Source organism: Streptomyces brasiliensis (genome assembly GCF_014647875.1).
In the GTDB taxonomy this organism is placed as follows: Bacteria; Actinomycetota; Actinomycetes; order Streptomycetales; family Streptomycetaceae; genus Streptomyces; species Streptomyces brasiliensis.
This window is the reverse complement of the sequence record NZ_BMQA01000006.1, coordinates 355954-369390: the sequence shown is the minus strand read 5'-3', so window position 1 is coordinate 369390 and position 13437 is coordinate 355954. Positions and strand designations below refer to the sequence as shown.

Sequence of the window (13437 nt, the reverse complement as noted above, 5' to 3'; positions counted from 1 at the left end):
CCTCTTCCTCGCGACGTTCTTGATCTAAGCAGTCAGATCATCGCAGGTGAGAGGCACCCTTTTTCTGTCGGGCCGTCAGGCCACGGTCGTAGCTGAATACATGAGGCTGATGACGCACTCTGCCGGCCCACCCACGTCGGGGCGCCGCCGCCCAGACCTGCGGCACTGGCTGAGGCCCCAGAGTTCCCGGTCGGTCGTCCTGGGCATGTGTATGTCTGTCGGTGGCCTCGCCGGTGGAGTGCGCTCTGCGATGGACGGGAAGGGGATCTGGACGATCCTCGGCATCTTCGGCGTCGACATCCCTGGCGTAGCCATCGGCGTGGGCTATTTCGTCAACCAGGCGGACCGCTGAGAGCGTCCGATTGCAGCCAACGTTGATGCGTGGGCCAGACATTCGCTCAGACCCCGGCCGACAGAGCGCGGGGAGGGGTTGACCAAGGGTTCAGCAGATGCACCACAGCCGTGTCGTGTGCTGTGCTTGCCTTTCCGGGCCGTGCCTCGACTGCGAGATCCGTCCGCAGATGGATACTTGGGTACAAGTAGGCCCGACGGGTAAGAAGCTGCTGCCGCTCACAGTGAAGAACGCTGGTCAGGCGCCCACTTCGAGCGGTCATGCGCACTGAGGTGAGCGAGGCACTTGATCGGGTAGTGGAGGCCCTGGCGGGGGTGAGTGAGGAGGAGGTAGCGGCTGCGCTGGCTGCTGTCGGCGTTTCTGGACGTCGGCCGGCGTCCCCGAAGCAGAGCCTCCGTACCCCCCTACCGGAGTTGGCAGGCTGCTCGCGCATTCGCTCAGAGGTGGAGTGGGTCTGAGCTCGCTGCGGTTTCGGGCGTCGATCTGCACTCGCCGGACACCAGGAGATCGACTCGACGACCGGGCCGGTGTTCCGGCAGTGCGCGGATCCGGCCGCGAATTGTCACTTTCCGTCGACTTTGGGCTGGATTTCCAGCGTGAAGGCCGCGTCCTCGGGGCCGGTGCCTTCTTCGTCCGTCCACACGATCACGCGCATGTGCTGCTGGGTGACGCCGTTCACCTTCCACTCGGTCACAAGGTCGGTGACGATAAGGGCGGCGACGTATGTGGCGTCCTCGCTCCGGGACTCGGTGGTGACCCTTCCCCGCCATCGGTGGGAGGGGCCGCCGTGGGGGCGCCAGCCGTGCGAGCCGTGTGGCTCCTCCACTCGGTACGCCCACACCCTCTCGGTGCCCATGGCACCGATCCTGTCACCAAGGAGCCCTCATGCGCCGGATGGGATCGACGCCCGCCGAGCGGGGCAGTGCGACGGGGCAATCCTGTCCGGACCCCATCGAGGCCGACGACGGGGATTTCCTCGTGATCGGGAAGTTCGCCCAGCTCAGCTTCCGCGACGGCACTGCGAGTCGTCGCCGCAGGGGGCGACTTCTAGGCGGCCGACTGCTACCACCACCAGGAGTACCTCGACAAGAATCCTGCCGGGCACTGCGGGCTGGGCGGGAGCGGCGTCTCCTGCCCGATCGGCGTGCGGCCTCTGCCCGCAGATGGATAGATGGGTACAAGTAGGCCCGACCGGCAAGAAGTTGCTGCCGCTGACGGTCAAGAAGTCGTCTCCGAGCAGCTGAAACGCGGGCGGCGGGCGTGAGTGAGCCGCTTCAGCGCATCGCTGAAGCTGTGCCGGATGTCACAGCGGCGTTCTTCGCCCTTAAGGTCACGCTCCGCGGCCCCAACCAGGTCCTGCGCTCCCCACCGGGGTCAACCAGGAGATCTACGCGTATCTGATCACCTACCAGGCCCTGCGGATCATCGCGGGCCAGGCTCCGAGTCGGTGACCGTGGCCCACCGGCCGTCCCGCATGCGCCTGTCCCCACTTCATGTCGTTCTGTATCGATTGCTGCCGCTCAGGTACGAAAATTCCCCGCTCAGACCGTAGCGGGGCGGAGCGGCGGGGTGCAGGGGGTGGGAGGGCGCGGGAACGGCGGGCGAGGATGCCGAGGCTCGAGTCGATCTCGTCGAGTCCAAAAAACCTCGACCGGTGCTGCGAACAAATCACGAGTGATGAAATCACCATCCCGCAATAATGACGTCTCCTTCACTCCAAACGGACTGCTGTAAGTCATGCAAACCGACTGCTGCATGGGCTACAGTGGTGCGTACGGGGGGCGGAGGAGCTGAACTCTCGCTGGTTTGTGCTGCTTTGGAGTACTAGGGAGGAACTGGACGTGAGCGGGATGCGCCTGCTGGTGGCGGTGCTCGTCGTGGCGGTCGCGTTGATCTGTGCGCTGGCGATCGCGTTCTGGCGCCTGGCGCGTACGAAGAACGTGGACCAGGCCCTGATGACCGGTGGCGGCGTGTTCGTGGCCGCCTTCACCGTGGCCTTCATGGTCATGACCTATGTGCATCCCGGTTGAGCCCGGCCAGGCATGATGGGTGACCGGAGGCCCTCCAGTCTCCGGCCGGCATGCACAGGACGGAGTTGAGAGTGGAGAGAGTGTCAGGCGGTCTGTCACCGAAGCGGACGCTGGACGCCCTGCGCGGGGCGCTGGCGCCTCAGGACGCTCTGATCCTCCTCATGCTTCTGGTCCTCCTCCGCCACGAGGCCGACGCCGAACGTGCCGACGAGCGGGGTGACCGCAGAGGCGCTGCGGAGGCCTGGGACCGCATCCGGCGGGGCTCGTGGGACTGGGAGGCCTACGAGGTCGTGGCGGAGGCCCACCGCGGCCTCTTGCACTGGGAACGCCAGTACTTCCGGCTGCAGGAGCCGGCTGGCCTTCGAGGCGTCAGGACAGGTGGGCTGGCTCCGCTGGTCGACTGCGTGGCTGCGGCACGCGACACAGTAGAGTTCTTTGAGGCCTGTCTGGAGCTGCCGCAGACGAGAGCCAAAGGCGGCGAGTACTACACGCCGCCAGCCATTGCCCGGCTTTTGATCGGCCTGCTGGAGCCCCGCACTGGCGAATCGGTCTACGACCCCGTCTGCGGGTCGGGAGGCTTTCTTCTGTGGGCCCATCAGTATGTCGAAGCAAACGGCGGCCGGCCCAGGGAACTGGGCCTGTACGGACAGGACGCAAGTTGGGTCGCCGTGCAGACCGCGGCGATGAACCTCACCGTGCACGATGCATACGCCCGCCTCGAAGGTCCTTCGTCGACCCTGACCGACGACCGGTTCCGAGACCGGACCTTCGACGTGGTCGTCGCCAACCCTCCCTTCAACCAGGCCGGATGGGACGAAGGCGGCTACACCCACTACGACCACCGCTGGGCGTACGGCATGCCTCCGCCCGGCAACGGCAACTTCGCTTGGGCCCAGCATGTGGTGAGCAAGCTGAGTCCTGACGGGCGCGGAGCTCTCCTCCTGCCCACGGGTGCCGCCACCACGGCGAAGCCGGCCGAGCAGGGCATCCGTGCCCGGATGCTGGAGGCTGACCTCCTCAGCTGTGTGGTCGAGTTGCCGGCCGGTCTCATCCCCCATGTCCGCAATCCGGTGAGCCTGTGGCTCTTCAGCAGGACCAAGAAGCCTCATCGGACCTGGGGGCGTGCAGACCGCTCGGGACAGATCCTGCTGATCGACGCCCGCGAGACCGCTGCCACGATCGGCCGGGGGCGACACACCCTGCCGGACGAGGCCAGGGAACGTATCACGTCGACCTACGCTGCCTGGCGCGGAGCCCCGCATGGCACGCCGTACGCGGATGAACCCGGCTGGTGCAGGTCGGTGCCGGTGGCCGAGCTCGCCGCGAAGGAGCACGACGTGCTGCCCTCGCACCACGTGGGCGCAACCGCCGCCGTACCTGTGGTCGCGGATGCGGAGGAAGAAGCGGCCCAGCTGACCCGTGAGCTGCTCGGACTCTTCGCGACCTCGCGGCGCCTCGATGACGAACTGTGTGAGCTGCTGAGGCGGTGGTGATGTCAGACCTGTTGGAACGGCGGCTGAGCAGCCTTCCCGTCGACTGGCCTGTGGCACGGCTGGGGGAACTGCCGGCCGTGCATGTCGTCGGATACGGCATCACACGCCCCGGCGAGCACACGGATGACGGAGTGGGCATGATCCGGGCCGCCGACGTGAGGGACGGGACTCTGCACCCGGACGAGCCGCGACGGATCAGCCGCCGCGTCCACGAAGCCAACAAGCGCAGCGAGTTGGCCATCGGTGACCTCGTCGTGGTCCTCGTCGGGCGCGTGGGTGACGTGGCGGTTGTGGATCCGGCATTCCACGGCTGGAACGCGGCCAGGACCATTGGGATCATCCGAGCGAGGGAACCCGACGACGTGGCATGGCTCAAAGTGTGGCTCGGCTCGCCGGAGGTGCGTGACTGGTGCGAGCGGCGGGCCACGGGATCCACCCTACACAGGACGCTGAGTCTGGCGGTGCTCCGCGACCTGCCGGTGCCCCTGCCTCCTGTCGTACACCGGGCGGCGTTCCTGCAGGTGACGCGCCTGCTCGACGAGAAGACCATGATGAACGGTCGGATCTCCGACTGTGCGACAGCATTGGCCGCGGCACGGTTCGCTGCCGAGACGCGTTACGGCGCAGACTGGCCGGAACGATCCTTGGACACTCTGGTGAGCATGCAGGCCAGCGCTGCACCACGTCCACGCCACGACCGCCAGCACGTGCCCGTGTCGGCAGGCATCACCTTCGTGGCCCCCGCCGATGTCCTGCAGAGCCGTTCGCCTCATCTGTACGGGACGGAGCTCCGCATTCCTGTTGAGAAGGCAGGAGCCGTGTGCGATCCGCAGTCCCTCCTGCTGGCTTCCCGGGAGGACGGTGTCCGGGTCGTCATGAATGCAGGTCCGGTCATCTCGGGACGCAACGTCCTCGTACTCAGGCCCTCCTCATGGGCGGACGCGTACTGGTTGTTGCATGACATCCGCCGTCGCAGCGCTGAACTGGTCGCTGCGGCACAGGGATCCACCGGCCGGGAAATCAATCGGCGAGTACTCGGTTCGACCACGGTCAAGTGGCCCCCGCAGGAGGTGCGTGAGCAGTTCGCACGGCTTGCCGACCGCCTCCGCGAACGGGCACGCCTCGCGCAGACGGAGAACGAGAAGCTGCGCGATCTGCGAGGGCGGATCCTTGATAGCTTCTTGACCGGACACTTTCCGGCGGCGAACTCCGCCTCCTCACCCAGGTCCGGCCCGCGAAAAATGAGCCCTTTCCGTGCGCCTAGCAGAGCAGGAGGTGACACCGTGACGTAGCGGTGTTCTTGCTGTTCGGAAGCTCGTCGCAGCCGGCCCAGTGGTGATCGTCACCCTGTCGGCCCTGGTCCTTCTTTGGTCCTTCTTCCAAGCTCCGGTGACCTGCGGGGCACCAGTCCGAGGACGGACCGACGGCTGTCGTAACAACGCCACTGGCATCCTCATGGGATGCCACATTCATCAACACCGCTGGCAGAAGCTCAAGATGCTGATCTTCCGGCGGCGAGTGCGCGAGTTCTGCTCTGGGTTGTTCTCAGACGGCAAAGCCACCCTCGTCACCCTCGCAGCGCTGGGCAGCTTTCTTTCCGGGCTGGTGGCGCTGATTCCAGGTGTCGCTGTCTAACACGACAGACCGCTCAAGCTTCCGGCGTACGGCTCGGGTCGGGTGCGCTGGGTGACCAGTCGAGCGAGCTCTGGGAAGTGAGCACCCTCACGGCCGCTTCCACTGGAAGTACATGCAGTCGCTCACTGCTCCCTGCACCATGAACACCAAGTTCGAGGTCAGGGGGCAGTGTGCGCTTCAACGAAATGATCTACTTCTCTCGTCGACGGCTTGATGCCTTCTTCCCGGAGCAGGCTCCCAGCACATCGCCCTCGTGGAACCTGGAAGTTGATCTCCAAGTGGCTACGGTGGCCATCGGTCCAGGCACGCCGCTCACCCCGACCGAGTCCGAGTTGCGAAGGCTACGCAAGGTGCAGCAGCACCTGGATCGAGAGGCGTCCCACTTCTACGCACCGCACCTGAATGCCGGTGACTGGGTCTACTTCGATCTAGAGATGGGGTGGGGGACGTCGCACGAAGACAGCGCCCTGCCTGACCTTGACGATGTCCTGCTCTTCTGCGGATCACTGCCTGGTGATCGTACGGGAGGCTCGGCCACCGTCGATCTCATGCTGTGTGGCTCGACCAAGCACTTGCTGGAGCGCACCGCGACCGCCGGCCGCTTGGGCTCAGGTACAAGGTGGTTGCACGACCTGATCCATAAGATGGATGACTTGGATGACAGCAGGGTGACCGATCTTCCAGAAGAACTCACCCAACGGGCTCTGTCTGTACCAAGGAGCAATCGTCCCGAGCAGATCGTCAGGGACGTCTTTCGCATCGCCTACAGACACCATGCCCCGTTTCAGCGTGCGAGAGTGCAGGGGCTCGCTCGGGTCAACCTTAACCTCCCGAATGGCGAGTGGACTTCCCGCCTGATCATGGCGACGCCTCTGTACGTCCAGTACACATCGCGCAAGCCTGCGCGATGGATCACGAGGCTTCGTCTTCATCGGGACATGTGCCGTAGATACGGACGCGCTTGGTGGAGGTGGCGCCCTGACCTTCCGCCACGAGACAGAGGGCGCGTCTACGACCCGGCCGTCCGAGCACGGTAGGCCGCGTTCGCTTCAGCGCCGCAGGTTGACGTCGAAGTTGGTCCGCAGATGGATACTTGGCCGCAAGTGAGCAACAGCGGGAAGAAGTTGCTGCCGCTGACGGTCCAGAAGCCTGCGACCAGCGAACACGCTCACTGACGTGAGCGACGCGTTACGGCGCATCGCCGACGCCTTGGCGGACAGCGGTGAGGACGACAGAGCTGCGGTACTGAAGGCGCTCGGCGCGCAGGGTAGGCGGCAGAGGCTCGTGCGGGATGCGCCGAGGACGCCACTGCCACCCCCTGGAGACTCTTCGAGGATCCATTCAGAGCTGGAGTGGATCTGAGGGACCGGTGTCCCCAAGGCGGCGTCTAAGGCTGTTCGCGCCGTCGAGCACCCGCTGCCCCCTCAGGGGGGAGCGACCGGTGCCGGGCCGAGCCGTACGCACAGTCGAAAATCGCTGGCTGCCGGGAGTCGGGCAACCTCACCCTGTACGCCATGGATGAACCGCAACGCAGGATCCGAGCGCTGCACACGGCATCCACGATCACCGTCTACCAGGCGTACTCACCGGAGATCGGTATGCCCGCGGTCCGCGATGGCCGTTTCCCCGCTACGTGGAAGCGCGACCGAATGATGTGGATCAAGCCGTCGTTCCTGTGGATGATGTACCGCTGCTGCTGGGGCACGAAGCCAGGGCAGGAGACAGTCCTTGCCGTCGAGATCACTCGCGACGGCTTCGAGTGGGCACTGCGCAACGCCTGCCTGTTGAGCTACATACGTGGACTGCATTCCGACCGAAGCACGTGGCAGCGCCAGTTGAAGCGCGCGCCAGCCCGCGTCCAGTGGGACCCCGAGCGCGACCTGCGCCTGCCCTACCGCTCACTGCAACTCGGGCTCTCCGGTGAGGCCGTACGCCGCTATGCGGACGAGTGGACGGTCTCCATCAGAGACGTGACCCCGCTCGCCCACGAGATCCACGCACTCGTCAGCAGCGGTGACCTGGACTCCGCGACCCAACGACTTCCACAGGAGCGGCCATACACCGCCGAGGACGAACTGATAGCCCAACTGCAGTCATGACCGAGCACGCTCACCCATGACACCCGCTGCTCTCTGGCATCGTGGCGCGAGTGTAGGTGGCTACCTGCCTTCAGATGGATACTTGGCCGCAAGTAAGTAACAGCGGGACGAAGTTGCTGCCGCTGACGGTCAAGAAGGACGCTGCGACCAGCGGACACAGGCACTGGCATGAGTGAGTCCGTGGCGCGGATTGCTGATGCCCTGGCGGGGGCTAGTGAGGACGAGGTGGCTGCCGCCTAGGCGGCTGTCAGTGCCTCTGGCCGTCTGCAGCCCGGGCAGCCGGTGAGGGCTCATACGCCTCTGCCGAGTCCTGGAAACGCCTTGGACATCCACTCGGAGGTGGAGTGGGTCTGAGCCTCCGCGACACGGTGAGGCCTGCGGAGACCTCTTGGAGCCCCCTTCGATACGGAGGGGGCTCTGTGGTGTCTGTAGTGGATCTGCGGTCCGGGCGCTACACGGTCCCATCTCTCCGTGTACGCATGCTCGTGACCTGCGTGCACTGCTGAATCCAGTTGCCCTTGGCAAGTTGATATCCAGGACGGCGATTGCTGGATAAAGTCGGTTTGTCACAACTGGTTGCGGGGGCAACCAGAGTTCGGTCGGCGTTGCCGACGTCCTGGGGAGGGCCTGAGCGCATGAGTCGTCGCTCTGCTGGTTTCGTCAACACTTGGGCTGAAGCGCAGCGTCAGTATCAGCGGCAGATCGAAGCCGAGCAGAGGCGACGCCGAGAGGAAGCCCGACAAGCACGGGACTATCAACGACGTGCCGCTCAGGGGCACCGGGAGTACCGGCAGGCGGAGGCAAGGCGGCGTACCGAAGAGCTGGATGCGCAGGTCGCTACCTTGCAGGGGCTTCTGACCGCGGGATGCCAGGCGTCGGCCTTCAGAGCGTCATCCCTGATGCGTGTGGAAGACATTCCGCCGTTCGACCCCGGCCAGCTCGCATGGCCCGTGCGCATGCCGGATCCGAACCAGTACCAGGCGCAGGGCGGCTGGACGGCCAACCGGCGTGCCCAGGCGCAGGCTGAGGCGCGATCCCGCTTTGAGCGCGACTGGCACGCGGCACAGGCTGCAGAGGCGCAGCGACAGCAGCAGTTAGCCGCCGCCCAGCGCGACTACGACCAGAGGGCTGAGGCGCAACGAGCCGAGGTCCGCCGACACAACGCTGGCATCACCGAGGCCACCGCGGGTGTCCGGCGGGGCGACCCCGAATCCTTGGTCGAGTACTTCTCGGCCGCCTTGTACTCGTCCACTGCCTGGCCCGAAGACTTTCCCCGGCAGGTGGTGGCCGCCTTCGACTCGGCGGCCCGGCAGTTGGTACTGGAGTGGGAGCTGCCCGGGTACGACGTTGTTCCGGAAGCGAAATCGGTGAGGTACGTGCCGGCACAGGACCAGGACAAGGAAACGGCGCGTCCCGTGACGCAGCGCCGTGCGCTGTACCGAGAGGTGCTGGCACAGAGCGTGCTGTTGGTCCTTCACCAGCTCTTCGCGGCGGACGAGTACGGCATCCTCGACTCGGTCGCGCTGAACGGCTTCGTGGATGCCCATGATCCTGCGACGGGCAGGCGGGCGCACATCTTCCTGGCCACCGTCATGGCCCAGCGAGAGGCCTTCATCGACCTGCATCTGGAACAGGTAGACGCGACCAGCTGCCTGACGGAGGCGCTACGGGGACAGCTCACGACCCGGCCGGACCAACTCACCTCCGTACGCCCCAGCCGACAGCCCCAGGACGTCGGCAACCATGTCGTCACCCATGGCGGAGGTGAAGAGGAGCCGGACCTGTACGACATGGATCCGATCGCCTTCGAGTCCCTCGTCGCCGACCTTTTCCGTGCCATGGGGATGCAGGCGGTGACCACACAACGATCGAACGACGGTGGTGTGGATGTCGACGCGCTGGACCCGACCCCCATCCGGGGCGGCAAGATCATCGTCCAGGTGAAGCGCTACCGCAATACCGTGCCACCCACCGCGGTACGTGACCTTTACGGCACGGTGCAAGACATCGGCGCCAACAAGGGCGTTCTGGTGACCACTTCGGGTTACGGCCCCGGCTCGCACACCTTCGCCCGCGGCAAGCCACTGGAGCTGATCTCGGGCACCGAGCTTGTTGACCTGCTGCACCGGCACGGGCTCCGTGGACGTCTGGGTGAGGGCGGGCGACCAGCCCCCGCGCAGCCGGCGCCGTCCGGTCCCGCGACTCCGCCCGATGACTACAACGTGCTGGGCATGACGTGGTCCGGCAGCGTCGCCCTGGACGTCTGCGCGCTGGTCTGCCGTGGCAACCGAGTCCTCAGCGAGGAGCACTTCGTCTTCTTCAACAACCTCCAGACCCCAGACGGCTCGGTGCGTGCGGTGCCGGCTGCGACGCCGGACAAGGCGGCAATACGCGTCTCCTTCGACGCGTTGCCCGAGGACGCTGATCGGTTCGTTCTAGTGGCAGCTGTTGATCCGGAGGTGAACCCGGACGCCGATCTGTCGGATTTCACCGATGCCTGCATCCGCTTGCTCGACCCGGCGAGGACTGAACTAGGCCGCCTTGAGGTCTCCGACGGCCGCCCCGGTGAAACGGCGTTAGTGCTCGGTTCCTTTCGACACAGGCCAAATGGTGACTGGGATTTTGTGCTTGGTGGAAAGGGGTACAGCGGGGGTCTGGAGCAACTCGTCCAGGATTACGGCATCGAAGTGGAGTAATGCTACTGGCTTCCTGGCGCCGAGTGTTCCCACAGATGGACACTTGGCCGCAAGTAAGTAACAACAGGAAGAAGTTGCTGCCGTTGACGGTCAAGAAGAACGCTGCGACCAGCGGACACGCTCACTGACGTTAGTGAGGCGTTGAGGCGCATCGTGGAGGCCCTGAGGGGGTGGCGAGGAATAAGCGGCTGCTGTCCTCAGGGTGCTCGGATCCCAGAGTGGGCTGGAGAGGATTGTGCGGGAGGCATTGAGAACGCCTCCACCGCCCCCCCCCGGAGGCTCGACGACTGTCCATTGCGAGATGGAGTGGTCTGAGGCTGAAGAGCCCGCCTGATGGCGGCTGGGCTCAGCGTGACCACTCCTTCCGCCTGGGGAGGACTTCCTTGCTGGCTGGCGTTCTGCCAGCGGTCGTTGCTACCAGTAGATTGCAATAATCTCGGCGTCCAGATAGCGCTCTTCTTCGTTTGTCGGGTTCTGCAAGCGAGATGTAATGATTGGCTGGATGGAGAGATTACCGCTCAATCCTGCTTGTGAACGTGCCTGAACTCGAAGGTCGTGGGACTTATCGGGGTCGACAACAAGCCCGTAGCGATCCGTAAGGTATTGGGCGATTTTTCGGAAGGCTGGGCGACTTTCTGGAACCGAGATACCTAGGAGATGAGCGTTTTCATTTGCTAGCCGCCTCAATTCGGAGCGGTCAGAATCTGTTAAAGAAATTTCGGCTTCTTGGGCAATTAGGTTCCCATAGGTAACGAGTGTCTCCACTCGCGCCGCGTCCTGCGGCTCCTGCACGCTGCTGTCACTGGTCACTGTCCGGAGGACATCGGAGACGAAGCTATCAAATTGCTGAGCGAACCCGGGGACGATATTTCCGATCATGTCGGCAAGTTTGACGGCTGTCCACGAGGAGCGAGCTCCGATTTGGTTCAGCCGACAAAGGACCTTAACTCGCGCCTTGGAGAACAGAACCCTCCGGATATCCTTCCAAAAGAGATCTTGCTCCGTAACGCCCACTAGATAGACTGGAGTTTCTCTTGGCCGCTGCCCCAGAGGCACTGATTCGAGTACGTCGCGGTGGACTAGGTACTCCTGACCATCAAGGCTAACCACTTGATAGTCCACCAAGCGGCACTTGATGGGGACCAAGCCGACTAGTAGTTTTTCTAGAATGCCGTTGAACTCGCGGACGCCTTCTGCCTCGCCCCGGTCAATCTGTCCGGCCAGCTCGCTGCTCCCTGCGAACATATCTAGAAAAGACGAGACAAAAGCACTAACTTGAAATACGGAATCAGCTTGTAGTTCGACCTCAACTTCAATCAGCCGACCTCGAGTCAGCTGTTCTTTACCAACAACCCATTGAGGCATCTTGCGGGCCAAAGGCTCAGGATTTGTGAGTATATTCTGGATCTCCGAGGGTGGAGGAATATTCAGGCCAGAGGTGGTGCGCATTGGCATGGCATCCCATTCCTCTTCATATAGGTCCTTGAACGTCGCTTGAATGGTGGCTTTACGAAGCACCTGTCGATCTTGAGTTCTTGTAGATTCCAGGACGGAACCGAAGGATGCTTTAATCACCTTCGCGCTGGTTTCAGTGTTGCTAGTCATCGAGGACCTAACACTGTCGGTTAGCTTGTCTGTGATTTCTGACGGAATCGCGCCCTTTCTCGACGAAACCAAGCTCGTCACACTGACCTCGTCGAGGTAGACGAATTCGCGAAGTTGGTTTTTTTCCTGCATCACACGCCGATTCTTACGTCGACGCCACCAAGACTTGAATCTGTTGATCACGCTGATACATCCTGTTTGGCGAGTTCCAATTCTTTCCTCTTACGCTCACGCTGTGCGGATACGCGCTCATGCCCGCCGATGTAGTCTTCTGCCTGAATCCTCCTGCGGCCGTCAGTAACGGCAAGAAGAGCCGCCTCACTCCAAATCGCTACAAGTTCAGCCGGTGACCAATTTTCTGTTTTCTCCGCTACGAGAGGATGAGGTAGCCCTGTGATCGTTCCCTTTGGCGCAGATTTGGCTAGGATCTCTTCGCGATCACTCTGAGTTGGCAAAGGGAAATGGATCTCCCAGTCAAAGCGCCCAGGCCGGCGCAGGGCGTAGTCAATATCTTGAGGCCTGTTTGTCGTCGCGATAACAACAACATTTGTTTCAGGTCTAAAACCATCCATTGAAGCGAGGAGCTGGCCGACGATGCGGCGAGATGCTTCGTGGGACTCGTCGCTGCGCTGCGTCGCTAGACTATCGATTTCATCGAAAAAGACAATAGCACGCTTTTGCTGGCTGGCATCGATGAAGATCCTTCGGATTACCTCCTCGCTCTGACCTAGCCATTTACTCATGATCTGAGGTCCACTGATCTGATAGAAAGTAGCCCCTGCTTGGCTCGCAATAATCCGAGCGAGCATGGTTTTTCCAGTACCAGGATCTCCTGTAAACAATACACCTTTGATTGGCCGAGCTCCAATTTCCTCCAACTCTTTGTGATATCTCAGTGGAGCTTCGATGAGTTCCCGAGCGCGATCAACGATCTGTTTCGATCCACCGAACTCGTCAAAGGAGTATTCGCGACCCAATGGATCTTTAAATTGATCAATTGTATGATCGTCCACATCGGGCAGGTCCAGGTACCGGATCGGGTCCTCTGAGAGCACCCGTTCAATAACTCCTCGCCCCATTCCCTGTACGGTGTTCCCAATGTGCAATTCAGGCTCGCTCGGGCGTGGGAAAATGCGCATGTTGCCACCAATATCAATGACAACCTCATCAAGTAGGAGCAATTTCACAACCCCGACCCATGGTGTTTCTACCCACAGATCCTCTGGAGCTCTTTCTAGTCCACCTTCCTCGAAATAGACGATGTCTCCGACATCAAGGTCGGTCACGTAGTCCGATGTGCAAACTCCCGTATTGCCGTTTAGGAACTCGATATGAACTGCATTTTGTTCGGCAGTTACTTTCGTGACTCGCGCAATCGGCCGCGTTTGATTAATTTCCCAAGTCATGACGTGGCCTCGCAGTCGTCTCTGAATATGTTCCAATTAGATTCGGAGAAATATATGTTGAGGGATGGGGTTGACTTATCGGTCACATTCACCCCGGGATGCTCTCTCTGCGGCATTTGGG

10 protein-coding genes and 1 pseudogene are annotated in these 13437 nt (G+C 62.7%); 8 read left to right on the top strand and 3 right to left on the bottom strand.

Features of this window, described 5'->3' with window-relative positions; all coding sequences use genetic code 11:
* Window positions 1-914 precede the first annotated feature (914 nt).
* The gene (locus tag IEZ19_RS12805) at window positions 915-1208 is read right to left on the bottom strand and encodes a hypothetical protein (RefSeq protein WP_189311254.1); all 294 of its coding nucleotides are present in this window, start codon (window positions 1206-1208) and stop codon (window positions 915-917) included.
* A gap of 210 nt (window positions 1209-1418) precedes the next feature.
* Here IEZ19_RS12805 and IEZ19_RS53460 point away from each other — a divergent pair.
* The 8 genes and pseudogenes from IEZ19_RS53460 to IEZ19_RS12775 all read left to right on the top strand — a co-directional run.
* Window positions 1419-1523, top strand: a pseudogene (locus IEZ19_RS53460) (peptide-methionine (S)-S-oxide reductase MsrA); the annotation flags it as partial.
* 670 nt (window positions 1524-2193) lie between these two features.
* Window positions 2194-2382, top strand: a complete 189-nt coding sequence (locus IEZ19_RS12800; protein WP_189311253.1) for a hypothetical protein — start codon at window positions 2194-2196, stop codon at window positions 2380-2382.
* Window positions 2383-2453: 71 nt separating this feature from the next.
* Window positions 2454-3875 carry an N-6 DNA methylase gene (locus tag IEZ19_RS12795; protein WP_189311252.1) on the top strand — a complete coding sequence of 474 codons (1422 nt, stop codon included), beginning with the start codon at window positions 2454-2456 and terminating at the stop codon, window positions 3873-3875.
* A gap of 137 nt (window positions 3876-4012) precedes the next feature.
* Window positions 4013-5167, top strand: a complete 1155-nt coding sequence (locus IEZ19_RS12790; RefSeq protein WP_189311251.1) for a restriction endonuclease subunit S domain-containing protein — start codon at window positions 4013-4015, stop codon at window positions 5165-5167.
* A gap of 43 nt (window positions 5168-5210) precedes the next feature.
* Window positions 5211-5510, top strand: a complete 300-nt coding sequence (locus IEZ19_RS50600) for a hypothetical protein (RefSeq protein ID WP_229840249.1) — start codon at window positions 5211-5213, stop codon at window positions 5508-5510.
* Between the two features lie 185 nt (window positions 5511-5695).
* Window positions 5696-6547, top strand: a complete 852-nt coding sequence (locus IEZ19_RS53455) for an SAVMC3_10250 family protein (RefSeq protein ID WP_373296962.1) — start codon at window positions 5696-5698, stop codon at window positions 6545-6547.
* Between the two features lie 477 nt (window positions 6548-7024).
* Entirely contained in the window at window positions 7025-7609 is a 585-nt protein-coding gene (locus IEZ19_RS12780; protein WP_189311250.1) for a DUF4291 domain-containing protein, read from the top strand.
* Window positions 7610-8244: 635 nt separating this feature from the next.
* Window positions 8245-10305: a restriction endonuclease gene (locus IEZ19_RS12775; RefSeq protein WP_189311249.1), complete on the top strand. Its 2061-nt coding sequence runs from the start codon at window positions 8245-8247 to the stop codon at window positions 10303-10305.
* 414 nt (window positions 10306-10719) lie between these two features.
* Here the strand turns inward: IEZ19_RS12775 and IEZ19_RS12770 are convergent, their stop codons facing one another.
* Together IEZ19_RS12770 and IEZ19_RS12765 are read right to left on the bottom strand one after the other, a co-directional pair.
* Window positions 10720-12093, bottom strand: a complete 1374-nt coding sequence (locus tag IEZ19_RS12770; protein WP_189311248.1) for a DUF6414 family protein — start codon at window positions 12091-12093, stop codon at window positions 10720-10722.
* Entirely contained in the window at window positions 12090-13316 is a 1227-nt protein-coding gene (locus IEZ19_RS12765) for an ATP-binding protein (RefSeq protein WP_189311247.1), read from the bottom strand. The genes IEZ19_RS12770 and IEZ19_RS12765 overlap by 4 nt, the downstream gene beginning before the upstream one ends.
* Between the last annotated feature and the right edge of the window lie 121 nt (window positions 13317-13437).